This is a genomic window from Balneolaceae bacterium (assembly GCA_034521495.1).
Taxonomy (GTDB): Bacteria; Bacteroidota; Rhodothermia; order Balneolales; family Balneolaceae; genus Rhodohalobacter.
This window is the reverse complement of the sequence record JAXHMK010000010.1, coordinates 509,666-535,732: the sequence shown is the minus strand read 5'-3', so window position 1 is coordinate 535,732 and position 26,067 is coordinate 509,666. Positions and strand designations below refer to the sequence as shown.

Genomic DNA, 26,067 nt, shown 5'->3' with positions numbered 1-26,067 from the left:
TCCTCAGGAGTCAATTTTATAGGGCAGTATCGTCCAGTGTTGAATTCCTTTTTGATTGAGAAGATTGTTTATATCATTCATATTTGATTGCGTCTCACGTGGTATCCATCCAAACATCCAGTTTTTCAACTGGGTATTAGCTCCCCCAAAAAAGGCTTCAAAAATATCCTTCTTCTTAGGATATGTTTCGATCTTATAATCATCAATTTCCGCCATTTCAGCAGCAATTCTCAAAGCGTCGTCAATGTCGCCAATTGCATCAACCAATCCAACTTCAAGTGCTGCATCACCAGAATATACACGACCCTGTGCTATTGAATCAACTTGCTCAATCGACATGCCCCGGTTTTCTGCAACTACTCTTAAAAATGTGTTATAACTGCTTTCAATATTTGCTTCAAATATGGCCTGTTCGTCATCTGAAAGCGGAGAAGTGAGATCAAAAAGATCGGCATATTCGTGAGTTTTTAAAGTCTCATAGTTGATACCAATATTCTCTTCCATTAACTCCTGGTAATTAAAGAGCATATTTGCTACTCCAATAGAACCTGTAATGGTATTTGGATTCGCAAGTACAGTGTCAGCACCCATTGCCATATAATATCCACCTGAAGCTGCAACCGAGCCCATGGAAGCAATGACCGGCTTTTTCCCGGAAGCCTGTTTCACATAATGCCACAAAATATCCGAAGTAGTGGCAGCTCCTCCCGGACTATTGATATGAAGAACAATAGATTTGATATCATCATCCTCGATAGCGTCGTCCAACTGTTCTTTAAACTTGCCTGCAGTGATTCCTGAATTTGTATTAAAAGGTGATTCTGCAATCTCAGGAAGTATCATTCCAGAAGTATAGATAACAGCTATCTTATTTGATGTTTCTGTAGTTTCGACACCTGCACTGCTTTTTGAAACCCTGCTATACCTGCCATAATCTACAGTTTTAAGATCTTCTTCGGATTCAATACCAATCCGCTGTTTGATAATATTTACTACCTGATCGCTATATGCCAGGGAATCTATCAAACCATTTTCCACCGCAAATTGTAACCGGTTGATTGGCGGTGTATTTAACATGGCGTTAATTTCGGCGGGCGTTTTTCCAATTCTATTACTGACAGCATCAACAAATGTACCCGAATAGGATTCAAGAATATCATTGATCTGTTCTCGATATTCCGGTGAACTTGATCTGTTCAGATAGGGTTCAACCGCTGATTTATATCGGCCGGCACGCAGCATCTCAGGTTCAATGCCAATTTTATCAAGTAGTTCTCTGTAAAATGTAAGTTGTGCCGTAAACCCACCGAATTGAAAAAGTGTTTCGGGTGGTGAGAATATGCTGTCTGCTGCTGTTGCCAGAAAATAGGCTTTTTCATTCATGCCGATATCATCCGTACTAAAATAGATGAACTTTCCACTCTCTTTAAACTCCTGCAGGTCTTGGTACACGGTTTCCAGATTTGCCCATGATGCAGTTACATTATTGGTTTCAATCCAGACACCTGAAATGTTATCATCGGCTGAGGCTTTTTTCAGGTTTTCTTTTAATCCCGTAACAGATACCATATTAATCATCTGTGGATTCAATAACTCCTGGAAAGGATCATATGGAATCTGCATGGGAATACTGCCGGAGAGATCGACTTTCAGAACAGTATTAGTTCTGATATAAGGTTCAGGTTGGGATGAACTGCTGGCCAAAATGGCAAGAAATATCAAAAAAATGACCAGTAAAGCAATGAGGGTTCCCAGTACAGATGCCAGGAAAGTTTTAAAAAATTGCATAGCTAATTCTTAAATAGTGTTATTTTGTGACCGAATGACCAGCCGTTTAGATTTGTTTGCTGAACTTACTAAAAAGTAAGATTCATTCCACGAACTTTTAAACCATACGCACCATGAAATCATTTGATGCAATTATTATTGGCTCCGGACACAATGGTCTTATCACGGGTTGTTATTTGGCAAAAAACGGTTACAAGGTGGGAGTTTTAGAGAGGCGGGATACAATAGGAGGTGCTGTTTGCACGGAAACAATGTTCAAATCACCTGAAAACCCTCATGGGTTTCGAATGGATGTCGGTTCATCGGTTCATATCATGATCCATCAGACTGGAATTATAGAGGAGCTGGGATTAACAAAATATGGATTGGAATATATCGAGTTGGATCCCTTTATGAGTTACCCTGTACCGGATGGAAAGGGAGTAATCCATTTTTTTAAAGATCTGGACAAAACCCTGGATTCAATTTCTAAAGTAGCCCCCCAAGATGTTAAGAACTATAAAGAGTTTGTTGATTTTTGGGGGCGCATCAACCGGCATGTGTTGAAGGCTTTTATGAATCCGCCAACCGGTAAAAAAATTGTTACCGAAATGTTGAAAGGACAGCTAAAAGATGGCTCCATGTTCAAAAAGGGAGAGCAGATGGATGGTCTCCAAAAAATCCTCGGAAGTTATGGGAAAGTGGTTGAAGACTCATTTGAAAGCCCGCACATGAAAGCGGCATTAACCTGGTTTGCCGCTCAGTCGGGTCCGCTGCCGGATCAGTCAGCTACAGGTGATTTTGCCGGCTGGCAGGCGATGTTGCACGAGAGCGGAGCTAAGCACCCAAAGGGGGGAAGCGGAATGTTAACGCAGGCCATGAAAAAACTGATTGAAGATCATGGAGGTGAAGTGTTTACGGATCAACCTGTAAAAAAGATAGATGTCAAAGATGGAGAAGCAGTCGGGGTGATTACAGAAGATGATACCTACTTTAAATCGGATCTGATTGTCTCGAACGCGCACGTACAAACTACCATGTTGAAAATGGTTGGGCGTGAAAACCTGGATTCATCCCTCTTCAAAAAAGTGGAAAATATACAAGTAGGCAATGGATTTGGCATGGTAATTCGATGTGCAGTTGAAGAATTACCAAATTATACTGCCGCTCCTGATGATCCGCTCATTCACAATGGTATGCAGCTTTTGGCTCCATCCACCGAGTATATGAACCGGGCAATTGGCGACTATATGAAAAAGTTACCACCTGAAGATCCCGCTGTGTTGGCAATGACATTTTCCAAAATTGATCCTGAAGTAGCCAAAGATGGAAATCATACCCTGTTTGCCTGGGCGCAGTGGCACCCGTATGAACTGGCTGATGGACTGCAGTGGGATGAGATCAGAGAAAGAGAAGCGGAAAAAATTTATTCGGTGGTAGAAAAATATGCCCCAAATATGAAAGGAAAGCTGATTGATTGGTATATTCAAAGCCCTTTGGATATTGAGCGAAAACACGGACTGCTTCGGGGAAATGTGATGCACGTTGAGATGAATTTTGATCAAATGTTTATGTTCAGGCCTACACCTGAACTGAGCCGATACGAAACTCCGATTGAAAATCTGTTCTTATCGAGTGCATCTTGCCATCCGGGAGGAGGAGTTTTTGGTGCAGCCGGATATAACGCCGCTCAAGTTATTTTGAATAAACGTAATAAGAAATTTTTTGGAGTATCATTTTGAAAATTCACTTTCCCAATTCTACCGCTGAGATTGACCTCTCAACCATCACAAAAAATCTATCATCTATTAAAGAACGATCCGGTGGCAAAAAAATACTGGCAGTTGTAAAGTGTGATGCCTACAGTCATAATGCAGTGAAGGTTTCATCATATATCGAGAATAGGGTGGATTACCTGGCAGTTGCTAATGTTGATGAGGGAATTGAACTTCGAATGGGAGGAATCAAAAAACCGATTCTAATTCTTGGGGTTCCTACCTATAATAATGCGGCGGCTTATCAGACACATAACTTAACGGCAACCATCAGTCATCAAACTCACTTTTCCATTTTGATGGATGGAACTTTCTATCACATTAATTTTGATACAGGAATGGGGCGCCTTGGCTTTAAACCCAATCAAGCCGAAGAAGTACGACAGTTAGCCGTGGCAAATCAGCGGTTAACTTGTACAGGGATTTATTCTCACTATGCTACATCCGATGACCCCGGCTCTGAATTTGTAAAAACTCAACATGATCGGTTCAAAAAAATATTAGAGCATTTCAAAGAGGTTCCGTTGGTACATATGAGTAATACCGGTGCTGTTGCAAATTACCGGGAACTCGATCACTTTGATATGATTCGAACCGGGCTTGGGATGCTTGGCTATAATCCAGGGGTTACGCGTCACGACTGGTTGATTCCTGCGCTGACATGGCGATCAACTATCGCACAGGTTCGTTCCATAAAAAAAGGAGAGGTGGTCAGTTACTCCTCGACATGGAGATGCCCTGAAGATGGGTTTCTTGCTACACTGCCTGTTGGTTATGGGGACGGAGTACCTCGTTCTCTCAGCAATAAACTACGGGTACGAATAGGCGATAATATGTACCCACAAGTAGGAAACGTAACGATGGATTATATTATGGTTTATTTGGGCCAGGATCAGATTACAACAGACCAGGAAGCTATTCTGATGGGAAAAAATTCATGGACAGCTCATGACTGGGCTGATAAAGGAAATACGAATGTCCATGAAATTATGACCAATATTCAGGAAAGAGTACAAAGAGAATTTATTAACGTTTAGTCGGACCGATAGCGGAAACTCTTACATCATAAATAAGAGTATTATTCCTGTACTGATAATTAGGATGGCCTTCCCGAAGACCTTGATATCCTTGTTCCGGAGGCACCACAATTGTTCGACGTTCTCCCTCTTTCATTCCAAGCAGTCCTATTTTAAATCCAGGTGTATAGGCCATTTCAAGTCTATAATTTTGAATCAGCTGGGTTTCTCCGGCAACGCTCATCGTAACCGTAACAGGGTTCGTTCGATCACTTGAAAATGAACTGTAAATTACCTTGCCCTCATCGGTACGTAAACTGATAAAAACGGACACCTGATCTCTTGGTGATACACTGAACTCACCATATCCTTCGTCAAGGATATAGACTTTTACTCCTTCCCGCAGTTCAACGGATTCAACGTTTGCAGTATCATAGGGTTCAGGTACTGTTGAAAAATCCGGCGGGGGAATTGAAAATGGATCTTCTGTATCGCAGGAAATAAACAGTGCAAACAGAAGTGATAAGAGTGCTAAAATTGATAGTCTGGATTGTATCATTAAAAAAATGAGAAACTTGTTAGCATTTGAATTCAATTCCTGATTAAGCCAATAAAATAGCGGTATTTGACGACTGTTTAAACAGAAATATTGTGTTTTAAAATGGTATAAACTTTTATTTACTGATTAGAAAACGCAGCTTCCATCTCTTTCTTGCGTTTTTTGGTAGCAATTCTGCTAAGCAGTATAGAAAGTTGGTATAATAAAATAAGAGGGATTGCAATCATTACCTGGGATACCGGGTCTGGTGGTGTTAAAAAAGCAGAAAGAGCCAGGGCACCAACAATAGCATGACGGCGGAATTTTTTCATCCCTTCAGGTGTAACAAGTCCAATTTTTGAGAGGAACCAACTAATAACCGGAACCTGGAAAATAACACCACAGGCCAGAGTCCAAACTGCTACGGATGTAAAGTATTCATTAATATCAAATTCGTTGTTAATAAAATCTGCAATCACAAATTGTGTAAAAAACTGAACGGCAAAGGGAACCAATATCAGGTATCCAAATGATACGCCAAGAAAGAAAAAGAATGTGATGAATAATGAATTCAGGAAGGTTTTAATTTTTTCACCGGATTCAAGTGCAGGCTCAATAAACGCCCACATTTGATAGATAAAAAAGGGCGCACCAATAATACCACCTATAATGATTAACGTACCCCAATATGTAAAAAACTGGCCGGGCAGCCGTCTTGAAATCAATTCAAGGGGAACCGCATCAATCGGCATTATTTGGTACATGAAGAAGGTTTCTTTAGCCGGCCCAAGAATAAATTCGTTGATAAAGAAATCCGAAAAAATGAAAGCTATAATAACGCCGCCAAATACCCCGGCTAAACCCTTTAGAATTCTCCAACGTAACTCTTCAAGGTGGTCTAAAAAAGACATAGCTGCTGTCGGATCTTTTTGTGGGGGTTTGGCTTTTGGAAGGATGGAACCCATTATACTTCTTTTGGAACTATCTGTAGAATCGCTCATTTATCCTAACCCTGCTCTAAACCAATAAACTGACATATTACTTTTATCATCGTAGACTTAAAAGAGTGTCTTTAAGCGTTGAAAGTTATCAAATAAGTAGCAATAAACCGCTAACAAATTTTCTGAAATGTAACTTAGGCCTCAACGAAATCATAAAGTGGAAATTCTGCACAGATTTCCTGTACTTGACCTTTAACCGAGTTTAACGTCGATTCATCATTTGGATTTTGAAGTACAGTATCAATCAAACGAACCACTTCTGTAAATTGATCTTCTTTGAAACCTCTTGTTGTGAGTGCGGGGGTTCCCAAACGAATTCCGGATGTAACGAAGGGGCTTTCTGTATCAAAAGGAACCATATTTTTATTTACGGTAATTCCGGCTTGGTCTAACGATTCTTCAGCAATTTTACCCGTCAAATCTTTATTTCTCAAATCAACCAAAATCAGGTGATTATCTGTTCCGTCGCTTACTAAATTGTACCCGCGATTTTTGAACTCATCTGCCATATGTTTGGCATTTTTTTGAACCTGTTTTTGATAGGTTGAGAACTCCGGCTTGAGCGCTTCTCCAAAGGCAACAGCTTTCGCGGCAATCACATGCATTAAAGGGCCGCCTTGTGAACCGGGGAAAACTGCTGAGTCTAATACCTCACTCGTGTTCTTTACACGACCGGATTTTCTGGCTTTAACGCCCAGTTTGTTTTCTCCGTCGTTCCCGAGAAGAATCATTCCGCCACGCGGACCACGCAAAGTTTTATGCGTTGTTGTGGTAATGACATCGGTGTGGGGGAGAGGATCGTTCAGAAGTCCTGTAGCAATCAGTCCCGCAGTGTGTGCCATATCCATCCATAAGAAAGCGCCTACTTCATCGGCAATGTCACGAAATGCCTGGTAATCAAAGTCCCGGGGGTAGGCACTGGCACCGATGGAGATCATTTTTGGCTGAACTTTTTTGGCTTTGTCGCGGACTTTATCGAGATCAATACGACCGGTGTCTTCCTCAACTCCATAAAATTCGGGGTGATACGTGATCCCCGAAAAATTTACGGGAGATCCGTGAGTCAGGTGTCCGCCGTGTGATAGATCCAGTCCGAGCAAGGTGTCTCCGGGGTTCATAAATGCTAAATAGACTGCGGCATTGGCTGATGCACCCGAATGGGGTTGAACATTTACCCAATCGGCATCAAATAGTTTTTTAGCTCTGTCCCGGGCAAGGTCTTCAATTTTATCAACATGTTCGCAACCGCCATAATATCTTTTGCCCGGATATCCCTCTGCATACTTGTTCGTCAGAACGGTTCCCATTGCAGCAATAGTTGCCCTGGATACAAAATTTTCTGAGGCGATCAGCTCAAAATTATTGTTCTCTCTTTCTGTTTCCTGTTCTATGTATTTGTACAGTTCAGGGTCCTGACTTTTCAATACGCTCATATAATAATTATTGATCGGTTAGTGATTGAATTTTATTAATCCTGCGTTCATGTCGGCCGCCGTCAAAATCAGAAGAAAACCAGCTTTCAAGAATTTCTTTAATCTGATCGGCGTTTAATTGCCTGCCCGGTAAGCAGAGGATATTGGCATCATTATGAGTCCGCGTGATTTTAGCAACTTCGGGGGAATAAACCAAAGCTCCCCGAACTTTTGGGTATTTGTTAGCTGTCATGCACATTCCCTGTCCGCTGCCGCAGATTAGAATACCGATTTCGTGTTCGCCGGAGTTAATTTTTTCCGCCACCTGGATGGCAAAATCAGGATAATCCACAGAATCCTCAGAATGTGTTCCAAAATCGACAGGCATATGTCCCATCTCTTTGAGCAGTTTCTTTGTGATCTCTTTGGCTTTAAACCCGGCATGATCACTGGCAATCGGCACAATCATAATACTTTGGTTTTATTTAAGGAGTCATTAAATATCCTGAAAAAAACAGTGACGGGAAAGCCACTTTATGCTTTATTTAGAACAAAATTCAGGATTGTATAATTGGAATTTGTTTAAGGCAGTCAAAATATTCACCAGCCGAAAAACCCAATCGGCAGGCGAAGAGTGCATCGGCTGCTGAATCCAGTTCATCTGCCGAATTTGTAAAATCGAAGACGGGTATTCGATAGTAATAAAACCTTATTGGTAGACATCAAAATTTTTGTGATAGGATTATCAAGCCGTTTGCTGAAGATATCTTTTGTGGTTCATCAGGAACTCCATAGAGACTTCATTAAACTCTTCCGGGCGTTCAACATTCACAACATGGCCGCTTCCCTTCACAACCACAAGGTAGGAGTGGTCAAAATCTTGAATCATCTTTTTAACAGGGGGCAAAAACATATGATCTTCTTCGCCCATCACATACAAAGTCGGAGTGTCCATCTCTCGCTCCTTAAAATATCGCAGTAGTGGATTTATATCATAGGTAAGCCGAAACCACTTGAGAAACTCTTTTCTTGCCAGGTTTTTTGCTTCCTGTACAAATAGACTCCTGGACTCTTCGTGGTTCTTTTTGGGCATAATAATCCACGCAAATAGCTGGTATAACCACATAAATGGCACAATTTTTTTAAACGTGTGTCCCAGCCAGACAAGGATCCTGGAGCGGATATTCAGCCGCGTTATGGCTCCGCACATTACGGATGATATCACCCGGTCGGGTTCCATTTCTGCAATGGTTCGAATAATAATGGTTCCGAGAGAAACACCTACAAAATGGGCTTTTTCAATATTATTGGTGTTCAGGGTTTTAATAACATCCTTACTGACTGTTTTGAAGGTGTACTTCTCTTTATAGTGAGCCTGTATTGAGCTCATCTCTTTAGATTTTCCATGGCCGCGAAGATCTACCAGGAGAACATTAAACTCCTCACGATAGGCTTTTACCTGTCGGAACCAGATGGCAGATGAACCACCGGCTCCATGAATAAATACTACCCAATCTTTATCGGGAGAGTTTAAATATGTTTTTGTGTAAAGCATTCGGTTTAAGAATTGCCTCAAGATTGACTATATCATAATTGATAACGAAAAAATATACGAAAATGATTCGGAGAGATTGAATATGTACAAAAAGCACTGATCAACCTCCACACAACACGAAATCAAATGGTAAAGAAGTAATTCAATTTCTTTTATATCTTGACAATTGGACTAAAAAAAATGTGCCATGAGGAAAAGTATAGCAGTTATTAAGATTTTCATATTCATCGTATTCACTGTTGGAAACTACATCTTTTTTGCAGTTGGTTTGATTGTTGCCAAGCTATTCGGTAAAAAATATGAGCCATGGCGAAATCGGTGTTTAAAATTTTGGGGATTACACTCAATGAAATGTCTTGGTGCGAAGATAGAAATTGAAGGAACTCCGCCCGAACCACCTTTTTTCCTGGTGAGCAACCATTTAAGTTATATTGATATTCCTGTATACTACTATGCATTGAAAACAACGTTTGTGGCCAAATCAGAAATTAAATATTGGCCGGTTTTAGGATTTATGGCCAGAACACTCGGAATTATCTTTATTGACAGATCACGGAAAAGAGATGTTCACAGAGTGAATTCGATGATAGCAGATAAAATTAATGAACATCAGGGAGTAGTTCTTTTTCCGGAGGGCCGAACGTCACCCGGTGATGAGATTAAGCCATTCAGGCCTTCTCTGCTTCAGCATCCTGTGGAAGCAGCTTTTGATGTTCATTATGCTGTTATCCGCTATGAAACAGGTAAAAATGATCCACCTGCACGCGATACGGTTTCATGGTGGCAGGATGTGAGTTTGATGAAACACTTCATCGGGTTGGCTTCTAACAGATCCATTACGGCTACCGTAACTTTTGGAAGGAAAAGTCTAAAAAATGACGACAGAAAAGAATTGGCAGGAGATCTTCAAAAAGAAGCTGAAAAAATGTTTATTCCGATGAACATCAATATGTTAGATTAATTATCTAAAATAATATTATCATCCATTGGCGCACAATCTTACCAAGTCACTGAAAATTATTGCAATTCTTTATGTGGGGGCGCTGCTTCTCTCATGGTGTGTACAATATTTCTTTCCCACGTCAGATAAACCCAACCTGTACCAGAAAGAGAAGAATATAGAAGTATCAGGTAAGCAGATTAGTCATTCATATTATTCACTGGACAGAAAGAGTAAGGAGCAGACATTGGTACTTCTTCCGGATCTGTTTGGGGGGGCGGAATTCCTCATACCACTGGCCCGGGAGCTACAGGATTCAGTCAATGTGATTATTCCTGAGTTTCCTACATCAACAACTTCTGATCGATCTATTCCCTATTCAGTTGAAAGCCGCTCAGATTACGTTAATGTTTTATTAGATTCCCTGAATGTACAAAATGTCCACTTGGTTGGGCATGGTTATGGAGGTCTGATTGGGATCAATCTTGCATCTGAAGAAACAACTAATCGATTCCAAAGCTTGACATTGATCTCTTCTTATGGACCGCAGGAGCTGCAATTTCTTGGAAACCATCTGACAAACCGTTCTCTTTATTCCATGCTTTACCCGGCAGTTACGGTCTTCAAATATTTGATTCCGCATATGGGCTGGTATTATGAGCAACCTGTTAATTTTGATTTTGCAAAAACCCTTACAGCTCTTGATCAGCGACCCGTTCGTGAACAGCTGAGTAATATTGAAATGCCTGTCCATATCATTCAGCCCGTAGATGATCGGTATGTCTCATTGGCCATTGCGGAGGAGATCTACAGGCTGGTGCCGCATAGCTCACTGTTTGTAATTGATGGAGATCACCTCACAACAAAGGAAAATCCGTCGTTACTGGATTCGAGTATTACAGAATTTATTTCAAGAGTCGATCAAAATTTTGCAAAAACCCGTCAGAATGCTGAAAAAAGCAGGGTAGAGGATTCCAGGGCCCCATTTGATACTGAAAACTTTGAAACGATCGGGGGATGGACGCTGGTCATTATTATGTTTTTGATTATTATGATTGCCATTTTCAGCGAAGATCTGGCATGCATTGCCGGGGGACTACTGGTAGCCAGTGGTATTATAGATTTTTGGTTCGCTGTTCTGGCAGCATGTCTTGGCGTTTTGATTCCTGATGTAATACTCTACGCTCTTGGAAGATATATTGGCAATCCTATTTTAAAATGGATTCCATTCCGATGGTTCATCAAACAAGAGGATATTGTAAAAGCCGAACAGATGTATCGTATGAGAGGTGTTGAGATTATTTTTGCTACTCGTTTCCTGCCCGGTACTCGATTGCCGGTTTACCTGGTTTCAGGGATGATAAGCGTTAAATTCAGTTTTTTTCTCTTCTATTTTATCCTGGCGATGATTATTTGGGCACCGTTACTGGTGTGGGTATCAGCCCTTGTTGGCCAGCCGATGATCTCCTACCTCACATCTTATCAGGATTACGCTCTTTGGCTTATACCAATAATTTTAGGAATGGTTTACATCGTTGTGAAAGGAGTTACACTTGTATCAACCCCAACAGGAAGGCGGAAAGTAATGGTTAAGTTTAGCCGGTTTAGAGAGAGGTATTTTGGGGAGAAGTGATTTTGAATTGACAAGAGACTTCCGAAATCTCTTGTAATCTTTGCTAAAGTTAACCATTCGATTCAATAGCCGGAGCTTTCAAATTCTTCCGAAAGACTTCGGAAGTCTGTGAGTATTGGTTATTTCAGTGACATCATGTCAAAATAGAAACACGGTCTATCTCTTTGACTTAAAAAACTCTTGCAACAGATATTTACAATCAGCTTCCATGACTCCCTGGATCACCTCAATGCTGTGGTTTAGTTTTTTATTTGATGAGATGTTAAACACAGAACCACAAGAGCCGGCAGTTTCATCAATAGTACCAAAAACAATCCGTTTTATTTTACTCCACACGAGTGCACCCGCACACATCGGGCAGGGTTCAAGGGTTACATACAATGTGCAATCTTCAAGATACTTGTTTTGAAGAGTGGAACAGGCAGCCGATACCGCAATCATTTCTGCATGGGCTGACGAATCTTGCAGCATTTCTACCTGGTTATAACCTCTCCCAATAATCCTGTTTTCATGTACCACAACGGCTCCAACGGGTACTTCTTTTTTCTCAAATGCAATTTCGGCTTGTTTAAAAGCCTGCATCATATAATTTTGATGGATATTTTTTCCGTTAAACATTCGACCAGAAAAGTGTTAAGTTAATTATTAATCAAGCTTGATAACCAAATATATTCGATGGCAGAATTTACGGATGTTGAACAGTCTATAAAATCATTATTGTTGGATAATATTCGCTCAGTTAAGGATTTTCCAAAACCGGGAATCATCTTTAAAGATATTACGCCACTTCTGAATGATACCTATCTTCTTGAACTTACATCAATGCTTCTTGCTAAGCCATTTAGGGGGCTAAAAATTGATCATGTAGCCGGACTTGAATCCCGCGGTTTTTTGTTTGGTACGAATTTAGCACAAGATCTGCATGCCGGTTTTATTCCCATCAGGAAACCGGGGAAACTTCCCGCAGATACAGAAGAGATTAATTATGAATTGGAGTACGGCACCGATTCCCTGGAGATTCACAGTGATGCCATTAAACCCGGTGCTAAAGTATTAATTCACGATGATTTAATAGCCACCGGCGGAAGTGCTAAAGCCGCTACTGATTTGATAAAAAAATTGGGTGGAGAGATTATAGGATACTCGTTCGTTATGGAAATTGACGCACTTGAAGGACATACAAAACTTGAGAATGACGCACCCTGTTTTTCACTCCTATCTGTATGATGGAACAAAAATATATTTTAAACATCTAAGCATTTGAAACCTTAATCCAACAAATACCATGATTAAATCAACACTACATGCAATTTTACTGTGTACACTTATGATCGGCACAGTTTCTTGCGGTTCTTCGTTGGTCATTCAAAACGTTGATTATTCACAGCCGCTGGAGAGCGTTCTTACACCTAACGGCGAGAATGTTGTACATGATCAGCGCTATGCCATTAAGTTTTCAGTTTCCCCTATTCTTGAGACTGAAGGGAGGGAATCTGTAAACGAGATCCGTTTAATCCGAAATACCGCCGGTTACTATTTTGTGACAGCAAATGACTTTCAAAATGTCTACGTATTTGCTCCGGGCCAGGGTGTATTGGAACTTGAACATACAATTGAGTTTACAGAGAATCCCTTACAAGAACCCGCCTTTAATCAACGTACCGACTACATAGAACTGATTGATCTGTCGGACGGAGAAAGCTACAGGTTAAATGAAGAAGGAATTTTAGAGGAGGAAACAGAATGAATACATTAATAAAACAGGTATCTCTATTTGTATTACTGACCCTATTCACGGGAATTTCAGCCATTGCACAACAGTCTGATTACCAAATTCAGCAGGATTTTGAAACTGAGTACAGCGAATTGCTTCAGAGAATTGATCAGGCCGGAACAACGGAGGCACTCTCTGAGATTGAGGAGGCGATCAATAACCTGGAATCTGATTATCAGGAATATTCTGATATTATAAATGCTTCTCTCTATCCCCAGACTTTTCAAGATGCCATTTCAACACTTCGAAATAATCATGCTGAAGCAGTAGAAAAAGTTTCAACTATTGAAGAATTGAATGAACAGATCTCAAATCTTGAGAATGAGATTGACAATTTCAGATCCCGCCTCGAGGCGATGAACCAGGAAACAGCAGATCTGCAACAGAAGATTGAGGAATCAACCCAGAATGAAGCGAGACAAGCTGCATTAATTCGGCAATACAGGGAAAATATCGAGGAGAGAAATCTTTTTGTATCTAACTTTTTGGGTGATTTGCTGTCGAAGTATCAGTCGATGGACCGGGCTCAGAGACAGGAAATTTCGGAAGCTGCCGGCAGACTGGAAGAAAATCCTGTTGATGTAATCCAGAATGTGATTAATGAGTACATCACAATGATGGAAGAAGCAGAGGGCTTACAAACCCCGGATTTTGTTTCAATGAGAGCGCAACACGGTTACTTTGTTGAAGTATGGAACGAAATAGGAGAGCGCCTTACATCTATTTTTTCTCCTGAAAATTCTGACCAGGCGCGAGAAAATATTGAACAACTGTTATCTAACTGGCAAAATTCAATCAATACAAATCTTTGGGCTTCGCTTCAAAATGCATTCAGAGAAAATGGAATACAGCTTACGGAATTCAGTTCCTCTGATGAGTTTAATGAAGCAATCCACAGCTATCTGGACAGTGCATTTGAAACAAGTGTAGGAGCAAATAGTGAGGAAGATTACCAGATCTATCGCAATTTCAACTCATTTTGGAATGATACTGTTAAAGCCGAATGGGGTGAAATGTTTATTGAAGGCGATATTCTGAGCCAGGCTCAAATTACCGCTATTGATATAAAACTGGATAACTGGCGGGATGAGGCTACCCCCACTTCAAACCTCACATTCATTCTGTTAATTGTGAGTGTTGCCGTCATTATCGGGTTGGTTGTACTGCTGCTGACAAGAAAATCTGGCTCAGGGTCAAAAGCCTGATAAAACATAAACTTTATCGTGAGTTCGAGATAAGGCATTCAAAATAGCCACGAAGATGTCTCCTCTTTTTCTAAGGAGGGGATTTAGGGGAGGTTTAAACGAAATCAGGTTCCATTTTTGTAACTTAAAATCATTTGTAATGAACGAGAACCACCTCCAGCCCGTCCTTACGAAGGAGGTATCTGTTTAGCGCCCTGGCAGAGTGCGATAGCTCCTGCCAGAGTCGCGTGGGTCGGTTTTCGAGGGGAATGCCTTATCCCACAACTCTGACAGGAACCGAAAAGCACGGTGCTCTGTCAGGTTGTTTGACTCAAACCGCTAAACATGTACCGAAGGAGGGGAAACTCTTTTGCCAACTTCTTATGTCGAACTGACGTTACTTTAGTTCTATTCAAGCCGTCCCGGTTTTACGGGATGGCTTTTTTTATGGGAGAGATACCGATCTGCGCAACAACCACTCAGCTGAGAGAAGAAGCAATACTATAAAGAACCATAACGATGAATGATACAGGTATTCAATCTCTTCGGTAACATTTTCCCGGGATTGAATACTGCCGCTTTCCTGTAAAAAATCATTCAAACGATTCATGTCGTAATCAGCCAGGAATAAACCCTGGGTAAATTCAGCGAGACGGTTCAACAGAGCATCATTTCGTTTTGTGTTCAAAAATTCAGCAGATGATTGACTGACGCGAACTCTTGTTTCAGCCGTTCCAATAGTTCTGTTGTTTTTTGTAGCTGTTGCTTCTACACGGTAAATTCCCTGCGGGTAGTTACCAATATCAGCATAGTAGGATTCGTTTTGGCGATGGGTCATTCTAAAAACAGTTCTTTCTTCCTGAGCCTGCCCAAAAATAACTTCCACTTCAATCACTGCATCTGGTTCTGGTTCGCCGCGTTCATTAAACAGAGTTGCCTGGAGTTCAATAGATTCATTTTCAGAAAAAACAGTCTTGGCAGGCTGAATAGTTAAATTTTCCCGGTCAGGAGAAGTAGATGTCCAGGAAACGAGATTTGTTATCAGTAGTTCAAAAAACTGACGGGTATCCGGGTTCAGACTCTGCTCAAACCTGTACCATCCAAAAGCCGAAAGAGATGCTCTTCTGTGAGTGGCTGCATCCTCTGAAATTAAAATTGGAATTTCAGTCTCCATTCCTCTGAATGTACCAGTCAAAAGAGTTTGAGAAAGAGAAGAGGTTTGATAGCTGCCACGATACGTACTCAGCGTTGGAAATCTTTGAAGGCCAGTCTGTGGTATCTCCAGGATTGGATGGGAAACGGATGTTTGAAACGGCTCAAGCTGAATATCAATCTTCTGAAAGCCAATATTTGTCATATAAAAAGCGGTCAATTCTGTAATATCAGAGCTTCGAAGAATCTGGAAAGTATTTGGAGTAGCGATATACAGCAGGGGTGTTTGTTGATTCTGTATCCATTCAAAAAGAGGAGATCCTATCGAGGGAAGTCCATGCAGCACAATCAGGTCCATCTGTTCATCTATCTCTTGGGGATTTTGTCCCACAAAACGATTATTTCCCAAATAGGTTGAACTGAATAGCTCATTTTGTTGATCTGTGCCGATTATCCGCCGTATTGAACCGACATCAGGATGTACATCAAAAGCAAGTGAGAGAATATTTGTTTTGTCTTCCAGTACTTCGACTGTAAACGGGTAGTTGTTGTTCTGGTCTGTAAACTCTTCATCTTTAACGGGGACCCGGATTTCAAAGTCGAAGAAACCGGTTTCTGTAAATTCCTGTTCAAATTCTACCGTTTGGCTGCTTGTTTGAGCGGTGAATGTGAGATTCCGGGTTTCAACCAATTCGCCATCTCTAAATAGTTGAATGGTTGTTTCGTCCCCTTCAAACCCTTCTTGTTGTATTTCGGCAGTGAAAGTTTGCCTGGTTTGAGTATAGACGGTTTGAATATAATCCACATTTGTAATGGCAATATCCTGTACATCTGTAGTGTCACCGATGGGAATGGTTATAAGAGGAATCGATAAATTTTGTGCAGCAAAAACCGGATTCCGTCCGTTAGTGATGATGCCATCAGAAAAAATAATGGATGCGCGATAATCGGTTTCACGCTCCCGGATGTAATCAACCAGGGAGTTAAGGTTTGTTCGAAATCCATTTCCGTTCAGATCTTCCCCGGTGGTAACCTCATCATCAAACAAGAAATATTCGTAGTCAAAATTGTCAGATTCAGCACTGCGAAATTGAGTAAGAATTTCATTATACGAGGCTAACCCGGAATAATCGCCCCGTTCAACTGTCATACTTTGGGTGTCATCGAGGAAAACAGCAATTGTGGGTTGTTCGGAATCCGTATTCTCTCTGACAAAAAATGGATTCAGCAAAAGAAAAAGCAGAATAAAAAGTGAAGAGGCACGAAGAGAAATAAGTGAATACTTCTTGAAATCTGCGATTGTTTGAATATGCTTATAACTCCACCACGAGAAGAAAAGGGAGGTAATTGCGAGGAGTATGATAAGAAAAATCGGCAGAACCGGACTAAAACCCTGGATAAACGCAACGTTCATAGAGTTCCGATTTTAAATGTTTTTCAACAGTTTATGTATAATGTCAACCGTTGATAATCCTTCTGCTTCGGCGGCGTAATTGGTAACAATTCTGTGGCGCAAAACGGGAACGGCGAGAGCTTCGATATCTTCCATCTCCACGTTGTATCGCCCTTTAGACAGCGCTCTTGTTTTTGCTCCTAAAGCAAGATATTGAGACGCTCTCGGTCCGGCACCCCAGCTCAGATATTTATTTACAAATTCGGGACTGTGCTCCGTATTAGGGCGAGATTGCGTAACCAGCTTTACAGTTTTATCCAGAACATGATCGGGGAGAGGTACTTCCCGAACAAGATTCTGAATATCAATAATCTGGTCTTTTTCGAGAACGGATTCAATATTCACATCTCTCGGAGCAGTGGTTTGATTAACAATCTGTTTCTCTTCATCAAACAATGGATAATCCAGCCAGATGTTGAACATAAACCGGTCGAGCTGGGCTTCGGGCAGGGGGTAGGTTCCTTCCTGCTCAATCGGGTTCTGAGTAGCTAATACAAAAAATGGCCGGTCGAGATTAAAGGTTTGGCCTGAGGCGGTAACATTATATTCCTGCATGCCCTCAAGTAATGCGGCTTGTGTTTTTGGGGGAGTCCGGTTGATCTCATCAGCCAGAACAATGTTTGCAAAAATAGGGCCTTTTATAAATTTAAATGCTTTTCGGCCGGTTTCTTTATCATCCTCAATGACTTCCGTTCCGGTAATATCACCGGGCATCAAATCGGGGGTAAATTGAATTCGGTTAAAAGAGAGGTTTAATGTTTCAGCAAGAGTTTGGATCAGAAGTGTCTTCGCCAATCCGGGTACACCTATCAGTACACAGTGTCCGCGGGAGAAAAGAGAAATAAGAAGTTGGTCGACCACATCTTTCTGTCCAACTACGGTTTTGGCAATCTCTTTTTTGATGTTTGAAAATGAATCACTGAAAAATTGAGCGGCTTCTTCTGGTGCTTCTGGAATTGAATGCTGCATATATAAACTCTAAATTTCTGCTTCTGGAGTGACGTCTCCCGGAGCCATCTGTGGTGTATTCAGGTCGTCTGGAATTGGGATTTTGAATTCAACATAAACCTCTTCCCTTAATTCATCGATCCACTGACGCATGATGCGTGCTTGTTTCTGTTGCAAAGCAATCTGCCTGATCCTGTCATAATCATCATCCAGGTTAGCTCTGTGTTCCGGTACATGTTGGTCGAGCCGTACAATTCGAAATGCCCGGCTCACATTCGGATTGTTTGGATTGTATGTTTTTGGTTCTGAGATCTCACCTTCTTCATCCAGAAGTAATACAATTCTGTATAATGCCGGATCTAATTGATCGAGCGGAATAAGCCGGGCTCCATTTTGTTGATTGTAAATTTTTCCTCCAAGCGGAGCTGTCTGTTCATCTTCTGAATGCCTTCGGGCAAGATCTGCAAATGATTCATCATGATTTAAAACACTATCACGTAATGCTTCAAGTTTGTTAATAGCAGCCTCTTCATCCACACTTTCATCACCAATTTCTATCAAAATATGATTGGTCTCAATTTCATCTCCAACACGGCGGTTTAGTCGAATAACATGGAAACCGAATTGCGTTTCAACAACTTCTGATATCTCTCCGGGTTGGAGCGCTGATGCAGCTGCTGAGTAATTTGCTACAAGGTCGTCGAGCGGCATTAGTGGTAAAAGTCCACCTCTTGCACCGGTTGGTCCATCGCTGTATTTCCGGGCCATCTCTTCAAAATTCTTTCCGCCGGTTGTAACGGAATCCCGCAGTGCTAATGCTTCTTGTAAAGCTGCTTCACGGGCATCGTCAAGCGGGGGAGGAATAGCTACAATTTGGGAAATAGCCACTTGTTCCGGAATCATGGGAACCTGGTTTTGAGGTATCTGGTTAAAAAACTCCTGAACTTCAGGTCGTGTAATATTAATATCCTGAATTTTTGTTTGCTGAACACGTTGTGCAGTCAGTTGATCCCGAAATTGTTCTCTGAATTCTGCCCGAATTTCAACAAGGCTTTGTCCAAAAGCATTTTCAAGAGCTTCTTCGCTTCCGGCTTGTCGTGTAAGTTGCTGAATCCGCTGATCCATCATTCGGTTCACCTGTTCATCACTCACAACAATCGAGTCGATCTGAGCTTTTTGAAGCAGCACATAATTATCAACCATGCTTTGCAAGGCACTGTACCAAAGGCCTTTGGAAAAATTTACTTCCTGGTTTTCAACTCCTGCCTGCCGAAGGTAATTTTGTACTTCACTGTCCACATCCGATTTCAGGATAATCCGATCGTTAACAATTGCAACGATTTTGTCAGACACTTGAGCATTTTGCGAGAGTGCCGGCGTTGAGAAGATGAGTAGTAAAAGAAATGTTGTGAGTCCTTTCAAAAACGTGTTCATTAAAATCAGTTATTATTGATTTCTAAATTTTTCAGATAGAATGGTTTTGATTTCACTAACGTTAGCCAAATCAATTTCATTATTCGCTTCTGCCTGAAGATAAAGATTTCGAATGTAAGCATTTGTTATTCTTCTGGATTTTTCAAGCTTCAGCCATTCTTGTATTTGTGGGATGAGCCAATCCAGTTCCGGGTACTCTCCGGCAGATTTAATATCCACCAACTGTACAAAATGATATTGCCCTTCATAAAAGTGAATAGGAGACCGCTCGGTGATTCCCATTACGCTCAGATACTCATTTAATGCAGGTATATCGGCTGCTGCCATCGAAATAGGCCAGTACATGTTCGATTCTCTTAGTTGCTGACCGGGCTGAACGCTGTACTTCTGAACAATTTCTTCCCAGGGTACTCCATTTGCTAATTCACGGTTTGCGTTATCTGCTTCTGTTCGTGTAGCAGTTGTAAGATGGCGAAATTGCAAATACGATTCATCCAGCACGAAGCGATCTTTGTTCGCCTGGTAGTAATTTTGTGCTTCCTCACGTGATACTTCAAGCTCTTCGCTATTTTCTTCAAGAATTAATTCCTTCAGATGAGCATCGAGTGCCTGGTTATAATATCTGTCCATTTTTTGCCTGAACTGTTCTGTTTTATGAACACCCTCGCGTTCAGCATGCTGCAGAGTAATCTGTTTTCTTACCCATTGTTCTGCATAACGTTGTATGGCCCGGGTAGAATCTTCTTCGAAAACAAATGATGGTATTTCACTCAGTGCATCTTCAAGCGAAAGTTCCGCTCCGTCAACTGATGCAATAGTTACACTGCCAGACGACTGCTGCTGGCTTGTACAACTCACTGTGCTCCATATCAGGCACAATGAAATACAAAAAACAAAGTTGATTTTCATCAGTTATTATAGATTTTCGGGATACAATTGCAGGTTATACTTACTTTTTAATTGATTGATATAGTTTTCTTCACGAATGGGCTGATAATCTGTAAATACCTGATTATACGCCTCTTCAAAAGAAAGAATCCGCTCATCCTTAACATCATCCAAACGATAAATAGATACTTTTTCATTAACGGAATCAGGCTTGGAAAATTCTCCCAATTCAAGTTTTTCAACAACGGAATATGCGGGATCTTGCGGGTAACTGGTTGAATCTTCGTCCATCACTACTTCTTCAAATTGCTTAGAAATTTCATTCTTGGTTGAACCGTCAGTGAATTCCTTCTGAACCATTTGCATAATACTATCCGATGGTGCTGAAATTTCGGTGTAGTGATAGGTTATCCCTTTTCTGTAATCATTTTGGTTTGACTCGTAAAAAGCCTTCAATGTAGAGCGATCAACCCTATCCGGGTTCCAGATATTTTCTTCATTTACTTTAAACACAATCAGGCCTTCAAGAAAGTGATCAACCTGGGTTGCAAATTCCGGGAATTGGTTTCGGGTAAAATCAACAAGATTCTGTTGGATGATATAATCGCGGTACGATTCAATAATATTGCCCGATTGCATCACATCATCAGCCGACGAAATATTGTTCAGCCAATACTGAAAATCAGATGAACGATACATTTCATTGTTGAATTGAATCAGGTTCAATCCAGGCTGGACCTCAGTGCTGTCTGATTCTTCAATTTCGCCAAGAAGTAGTTTCGAAAAGTTCTCCCGGTAGATACTAATGTCACTTTCTGCAGCGATGCGATTATAGAGATCTTTTTGATCCGGGTTGAGCCGTCCCAATTCTTCCAGTCGATTTGTAATGAACTCTTCCTCTTGGGCTTCATTTTTAAAGGTTCGAACCGAGTCCACTTTCATAATGTGATAGCCGTAACCCGCTTCATAGGGAATAGAATAAGAACTATCCGGGTGAGTTTTAATGGCAAATTCAATCAACTCCTGGGGAAATCTTGCACCATATCCAACCCAGCCCAGCGAACCATCTCTGTTTTTGGTGGAAGGGTCTTCCGTGTAATTCTGTAAAACATCGCTCCAGGAGCTATCTGCTTCTAATGCCTGGAATGCTTCATCAATTTTTGACTGACCGGAGCCATCATCTTTCTTGCGAACAAAAATGTGTTTTACCAATCTGTGAGGAGTTCTTGGGCGTATTTCCTGTAATAAAATCAGGTGATACCCAAATTGGGAACGTATGGGAGGGGAGATTTCACCCGGTTCAAGACTGTACACTGCATTCTCAAACGGCTCAATTGTACTTCCGGCTGTAATCCAGGAAAGCTGGCCACCGATTGATCGCCCTTCTCGTTTTGAGGAGTGCCGCTCGTTCATTTCCTCAAAACTTGCTCCATTCAGCAAGGAATCCCGAACAGAAATCAGTGTGTTGTATACCTCGGCAGTGTCTTTGGGCAGGGCATTTTCGGGAAGTTCCTTTAGGATATGAAAAGCTTTCAATTCATACTGAAACCGGTTTTTAAACGTATCAATCCTATCATTTTTAATTTTATTTTCAATCCAATACCGGTTGGCTATATCTGTGGCGTATTCATTGAACTCAGCAAGAATAGTAGAATCTTTATGATACCCTTGCTGGTACCCTTCATATAGTTTTAAACGGTAATTAATGTAGGAGGGATAGAACTCCTGAATATCAGTAGAATCAATCTCTTCTGCATTGCGGTTTCGATTAAAGTTAGTTAGCAATTCATCGATTGTTACTTGTTCATCTCCAATCGTTGCAATTACATCATCAGAAACTTCCTTATTTGTGATCTCTTGAGTGGTTTGGCAAGACAGATTCAAAATCAATACAAACCCACATATCAAAAAAGCCCTTGTTCTCATTATAAATTTTCTAACGGGTTTAAGTTTGTAAATTGAACGTTGGATCGCACAAGTTCCTAATTTGCGTGAATTGTGAGTCTTAGTTCTCATGATTCCTTATTGTACGTCTTCAAAATGAATATTTAGGAGTTGATTAGTAGAGCATGCCGGCAATTGTGGCCGTCATAAGATTGGCAAGTGTACCAGCCAATACAGCGAGAAGACCAAAGCTTGCCAGCTCAGACTTTCGGGTAGGAGCCAGGCCGCCAATGCCTCCAATCTGAATGGCGATAGATGAAAAATTAGCAAATCCACAAAGAGCAAATGTGGCCATGGTAATGGTTTTAGGAGACAGCACATTTTGCTCAACCATATCGGCAAGCTGTAAATAGGCAACAAATTCATTCAAGACAACTTTTGTGCCAATAAGTGAGCCCATGTTGATCGCATCAGCCCAGGGTACACCAACAATAAAAGCAATCGGTGCAATTGCCCAGCCCAGTATTGTTTCGATCGTCAATTCAAAACCCAGTGCTTGATTCAACCCCACAAGATTTCCAATCTCAGCCAAAAAATAGTTTCCCATTGCAAGTAATGCAATGAATGCCAGTAACATAGCACCAACATTTGCAGCTAATTTCAGACCGGTACCGGCACCGGTTGCCGCAGCATCAATTCCGTTTGCATCGGTTTTTTCTACACTCATTTTTACATCACCTTTGGTAGCCGGTTCTGATGTTTCGGGGAAAATTACTTTCGCAATAACGAGGGCAGCCGGAGCGGCCATTAAACTGGCTCCCAAGAGCTGCTCGGCAAACATCAGCCGTCCCACATCCAATGGGACTCCCTGAGCTGTACTATATGAATTGCCAAGCATCTGTACGTAAGCAGCCATTACACCGCCGGCAATGGTTGCCATTCCGCCTGTCATAACAGTCAGTAGTTCAGATTTTGTCATTTTTTTGATGTAAGGCTCAATTACAAGGGGAGATTCTGTCTGACCAACAAAAATATTGGCTACTACCGAAAGTGATTCAGCCCCGGATGTTCCCATCAGTTTCTGCATTCCGGATGACATCCAGCTCACAACTTTTTGCAGAATTCCATAGTGATATAGAATGGCGGTCAGCGATGCAAAGAAGACAATAGTGGGGAGAACCTGGAAGGCAAAGAAATTTCCAAGGCTGCCTTCCATACCGGGACTTTTAGCCAGATCACCAAAAATAAATTCAGCGCCTTCAGTTGTAAAATCCAGAACAATCACAAAAAAGCTTGATACCCAGCTGAAAAAGGCTTTTGGCCAACCAAGGGGAGCCCAGTATTCAGCCATATTTGAGCCTTTCAAAATAAAGACAGCCAATACAAATTGAATACCAAGTCCCGTTCCAACAAGTTTCCAGTTGATCGCTTTTCGATTATTGCTGAAAGCTACTGCGATACCAATAATCGCAACCATCCCAATAACGCCTCTGAGTATATCCATTAAGATTTTTCTTCTTTTGTTGTATCAGGTGAAGTTTGATTTAAAGGCGGGAGTGCTTTACCACGCTTTTTGTCAACAGGAGGGCGGAAGCAGTGCCTGGCACGAGGTTCGTAGGAATCTTTTTCGCCGACGAGAAGCCGGTCTTCGTTCTCAACAACACGCTGAGAGAAATTTGCCATCATTCCGCTTTCTGCACAGATGGCATGTAATTTTGTAACATACTCCGCAATGGCCAGTAATTGAGGCATCGGTTTAAAAGGGCGGCCTTCAAAATCCATATCTAACCCGGCGATGATGACCCGCTTGCCGTCGTCTGCTAACGTATTTACCACCTCAATTAAGCGATCATCAAAAAACTGTGCTTCGTCAATACACACTACTTTTGCGGATGATGTTAACAAGATAATTTGATCGGCGGTATCTACTGTTAATCCCGGCAGAGTGTTCTCATTGTGAGATACAACCTCAGAATCACTGTATCTGTTATCAAGCGCAGGTTTTACAATTACTACTTTTTGCCCTGCAATATGAGCACGCCTCGCCCTGCGAATAAGTTCTTCAGTTTTTCCGCTAAACATCCCGCCGCAAACAACTTCTATCCACCCCGCGTGGTTGGGCAGAAAAGACGGTTCATTAATCATATAATTTTTTAGCCTACAAATTTCGGGATTGGTTGAACAGGTGGAATATATCCTGCTCGAATCAAAACAGAAAGAAGAGAATTTACAAACTGTTTTTGCGCTTTATATTCAGCTTGTTTTATACTTTACCGGGAGTACCCTGCCCATTGAATTTTTGGGCTGGCGATTCCTTCTTGCAGACAAGGCATCGGCGGTTTGGTTTTCTGGAAAGCTCTTTTAAAGTGTCTGTCAAATACCGCATCATTGCCCCAAATTCGGCAGTCGAGTTGAAATCGACAGCCGGTTATTTAAAAATTATGCACAATTTAAAGACTATGATTCAACGACTTTTTTGCAGGCAACAGATTCCGAAAGCAGCCCTTCTGATTCTGTTGATTTTCTCTACAGTGTATTCCATCCATGCCCAGGATAGACCCGAATTTTCATTCCAGGAGATCTCTAAAGACAGCACGTTTGATGTTGTGACATGGAATATTGAGTGGTTTGGAGATTCTGAAAGAGGGCCTGATAATGATCAACTTCAACTGCAAAATGTGATTGAGGTCATACGGACAATCGATGCAGATCTCTATGCTTTCCAGGAGATTGTAAATAAGCCGCTTTTCTTTGCTCTGAGAGACAGCCTTGAAGGGTTTAGCGGTTTCTTCGCAAGTTATGTTCAACAACAGAAAACAGCCTATCTGTTTAGAACATCAGTTATAGATTCGTTGGACTCCGGTTTGCTTGAGGCCCAACAAGATGAAGATGATTGGGCAGGTGGACGTTTTCCTTTATTCTTTGAATTCGATTTGAGTATTGGTGAAAAAACTTTGCGTACGTTCACCTACAATCTTCACTCGAAAGCCTTCGCTGATCAAAATGCATACAATCAGCGCAGTAATTCTGCCGCATCATTAAAAAACTATCTTGATCGATCCCGAAGTAATGCAAGTGTACTGGTTTTGGGTGATTTTAATGATGGTTTAACCGAATCCACATATCAAAATGAACCATCACCCTATTCTCCTTTTGTAGAGGATGATTTCTATCTGCCAATTACCTTACCGCTCGAAGAAGATGGCCAAGCCTCCTATCTGTCAGAACAGTTCCGAAGTTTTATCGATCATATTATTGCAACGAACACATTAAAAAAGATCCATATTCAGGGAGCTCAACAGGTTGCAGATATCAGTTATATCCAAAATTTTGAATCAACAACGTCCGATCATGCCCCGGTGTGGACACGCTTTGATTTTACAGAAAATTTCGAAGATACATTTGTTGAACTTCCGGATGAATTTGCGGTTGGCCCCAACTATCCCAATCCGTTTAATCCCGCAACTACCATTCCTTTTGAACTAAATTCCCCAACTACTGTAAGCCTGAGTGTATATGATATGATGGGGCGTACCATTTCTGTTGTAACCGATCAAGAGCCATATAACGCCGGAGAACATACACTTACATTTGACGCATCCGGGTTAAGCAGCGGAATTTATATCTACAGATTGGAATTGGGAACAGGTGAGAGCCGTACACAAAAGATGAGTTATATTAAATAACCCTCCTCACGGATTAAAGATGAGGAG

General features: G+C 41.3%; 23 protein-coding genes. 9 read left to right on the top strand and 14 right to left on the bottom strand.

What is annotated here, in order from left to right:
* Positions 1-3 precede the first annotated feature (3 nt).
* On the bottom strand, positions 4-1,788 hold the full coding sequence (gene sppA, locus U5K72_11200; GenBank protein ID MDZ7719371.1) for a signal peptide peptidase SppA: 1,785 nt from the start codon (positions 1,786-1,788) through the stop codon (positions 4-6).
* A 113-nt stretch (positions 1,789-1,901) separates the two neighbouring features.
* On the opposite strand from sppA, the gene U5K72_11195 reads away from it, so the two are divergent.
* Together U5K72_11195 and alr are read left to right on the top strand one after the other, a co-directional pair.
* Positions 1,902-3,509, top strand: a complete 1,608-nt coding sequence (locus U5K72_11195) for an NAD(P)/FAD-dependent oxidoreductase (GenBank protein MDZ7719370.1) — start codon at positions 1,902-1,904, stop codon at positions 3,507-3,509.
* The gene (gene alr, locus U5K72_11190) at positions 3,506-4,579 is read left to right on the top strand and encodes an alanine racemase (GenBank protein MDZ7719369.1); all 1,074 of its coding nucleotides are present in this window, start codon (positions 3,506-3,508) and stop codon (positions 4,577-4,579) included. The genes U5K72_11195 and alr overlap by 4 nt, the downstream gene beginning before the upstream one ends.
* Here alr and U5K72_11185 read toward each other — a convergent pair.
* The 5 genes from U5K72_11185 to U5K72_11165 form a co-directional block, all read right to left on the bottom strand.
* Positions 4,569-5,117: an FKBP-type peptidyl-prolyl cis-trans isomerase gene (locus U5K72_11185; GenBank protein ID MDZ7719368.1), complete on the bottom strand. Its 549-nt coding sequence runs from the start codon at positions 5,115-5,117 to the stop codon at positions 4,569-4,571. The genes alr and U5K72_11185 overlap by 11 nt on opposite strands.
* Positions 5,118-5,236: 119 nt before the next feature.
* The gene (tatC, locus tag U5K72_11180) at positions 5,237-6,097 is read right to left on the bottom strand and encodes a twin-arginine translocase subunit TatC (protein MDZ7719367.1); all 861 of its coding nucleotides are present in this window, start codon (positions 6,095-6,097) and stop codon (positions 5,237-5,239) included.
* A 134-nt stretch (positions 6,098-6,231) separates the two neighbouring features.
* Positions 6,232-7,530 (bottom strand): serine hydroxymethyltransferase, encoded by a 1,299-nt coding sequence (glyA, locus tag U5K72_11175; GenBank protein MDZ7719366.1) that lies wholly within the window; start codon positions 7,528-7,530, stop codon positions 6,232-6,234.
* A 7-nt stretch (positions 7,531-7,537) separates the two neighbouring features.
* Positions 7,538-7,978 (bottom strand): ribose 5-phosphate isomerase B, encoded by a 441-nt coding sequence (gene rpiB, locus U5K72_11170; GenBank protein MDZ7719365.1) that lies wholly within the window; start codon positions 7,976-7,978, stop codon positions 7,538-7,540.
* 276 nt (positions 7,979-8,254) lie between these two features.
* Positions 8,255-9,064, bottom strand: coding sequence for an alpha/beta hydrolase (locus tag U5K72_11165; protein MDZ7719364.1), 810 nt, complete (start codon positions 9,062-9,064; stop codon positions 8,255-8,257).
* 187 nt (positions 9,065-9,251) lie between these two features.
* On the opposite strand from U5K72_11165, the gene U5K72_11160 reads away from it, so the two are divergent.
* A complete protein-coding gene (locus tag U5K72_11160) occupies positions 9,252-10,025 on the top strand; it encodes a lysophospholipid acyltransferase family protein (GenBank protein MDZ7719363.1) in 774 nt (257 codons plus the stop codon).
* A gap of 25 nt (positions 10,026-10,050) precedes the next feature.
* Positions 10,051-11,637 carry an alpha/beta fold hydrolase gene (locus U5K72_11155; GenBank protein MDZ7719362.1) on the top strand — a complete coding sequence of 529 codons (1,587 nt, stop codon included), beginning with the start codon at positions 10,051-10,053 and terminating at the stop codon, positions 11,635-11,637.
* Positions 11,638-11,793: 156 nt separating this feature from the next.
* On the opposite strand, the gene tadA is transcribed toward U5K72_11155, so the two are convergent.
* Positions 11,794-12,255, bottom strand: coding sequence for a tRNA adenosine(34) deaminase TadA (gene tadA / locus U5K72_11150; GenBank protein MDZ7719361.1), 462 nt, complete (start codon positions 12,253-12,255; stop codon positions 11,794-11,796).
* Positions 12,256-12,312: 57 nt separating this feature from the next.
* On the opposite strand from tadA, the gene U5K72_11145 reads away from it, so the two are divergent.
* Genes U5K72_11145 through U5K72_11135 form a run of 3 tightly spaced genes read left to right on the top strand, consistent with a single transcriptional unit; the run spans position 12,313 to position 14,616 of the window.
* Entirely contained in the window at positions 12,313-12,864 is a 552-nt protein-coding gene (locus tag U5K72_11145; protein MDZ7719360.1) for an adenine phosphoribosyltransferase, read from the top strand.
* Positions 12,865-12,922: 58 nt separating this feature from the next.
* Positions 12,923-13,384, top strand: a complete 462-nt coding sequence (locus tag U5K72_11140) for a hypothetical protein (GenBank protein MDZ7719359.1) — start codon at positions 12,923-12,925, stop codon at positions 13,382-13,384.
* A complete protein-coding gene (locus U5K72_11135; GenBank protein MDZ7719358.1) occupies positions 13,381-14,616 on the top strand; it encodes a hypothetical protein in 1,236 nt (411 codons plus the stop codon). Before U5K72_11140 ends, U5K72_11135 begins: the two co-directional genes overlap by 4 nt.
* Positions 14,617-15,040: 424 nt before the next feature.
* Here the strand turns inward: U5K72_11135 and U5K72_11130 are convergent, their stop codons facing one another.
* From U5K72_11130 to U5K72_11100, 7 genes are all read right to left on the bottom strand, one after another.
* Entirely contained in the window at positions 15,041-17,161 is a 2,121-nt protein-coding gene (locus tag U5K72_11130) for a hypothetical protein (protein MDZ7719357.1), read from the bottom strand.
* Between the two features lie 12 nt (positions 17,162-17,173).
* Positions 17,174-18,169: a MoxR family ATPase gene (locus tag U5K72_11125; protein MDZ7719356.1), complete on the bottom strand. Its 996-nt coding sequence runs from the start codon at positions 18,167-18,169 to the stop codon at positions 17,174-17,176.
* Between the two features lie 9 nt (positions 18,170-18,178).
* On the bottom strand, positions 18,179-19,582 hold the full coding sequence (locus tag U5K72_11120) for a peptidylprolyl isomerase (protein MDZ7719355.1): 1,404 nt from the start codon (positions 19,580-19,582) through the stop codon (positions 18,179-18,181).
* A 12-nt stretch (positions 19,583-19,594) separates the two neighbouring features.
* On the bottom strand, positions 19,595-20,440 hold the full coding sequence (locus U5K72_11115) for a peptidyl-prolyl cis-trans isomerase (protein ID MDZ7719354.1): 846 nt from the start codon (positions 20,438-20,440) through the stop codon (positions 19,595-19,597).
* 57 nt (positions 20,441-20,497) lie between these two features.
* Positions 20,498-22,396 (bottom strand): peptidylprolyl isomerase, encoded by a 1,899-nt coding sequence (locus U5K72_11110; protein MDZ7719353.1) that lies wholly within the window; start codon positions 22,394-22,396, stop codon positions 20,498-20,500.
* A gap of 133 nt (positions 22,397-22,529) precedes the next feature.
* Positions 22,530-23,858, bottom strand: coding sequence for a nucleoside transporter C-terminal domain-containing protein (locus tag U5K72_11105; GenBank protein ID MDZ7719352.1), 1,329 nt, complete (start codon positions 23,856-23,858; stop codon positions 22,530-22,532).
* The gene (locus U5K72_11100) at positions 23,858-24,499 is read right to left on the bottom strand and encodes a thymidine kinase (protein ID MDZ7719351.1); all 642 of its coding nucleotides are present in this window, start codon (positions 24,497-24,499) and stop codon (positions 23,858-23,860) included. The genes U5K72_11105 and U5K72_11100 overlap by 1 nt, the downstream gene beginning before the upstream one ends.
* 40 nt (positions 24,500-24,539) lie before the next feature.
* Here U5K72_11100 and U5K72_11095 point away from each other — a divergent pair, with 40 nt between their 5' ends.
* Positions 24,540-24,719 (top strand): hypothetical protein, encoded by a 180-nt coding sequence (locus U5K72_11095; GenBank protein ID MDZ7719350.1) that lies wholly within the window; start codon positions 24,540-24,542, stop codon positions 24,717-24,719.
* Between the two features lie 94 nt (positions 24,720-24,813).
* Entirely contained in the window at positions 24,814-26,040 is a 1,227-nt protein-coding gene (locus U5K72_11090; protein MDZ7719349.1) for a T9SS type A sorting domain-containing protein, read from the top strand.
* The last annotated feature ends 27 nt before the right edge of the window (positions 26,041-26,067 follow it).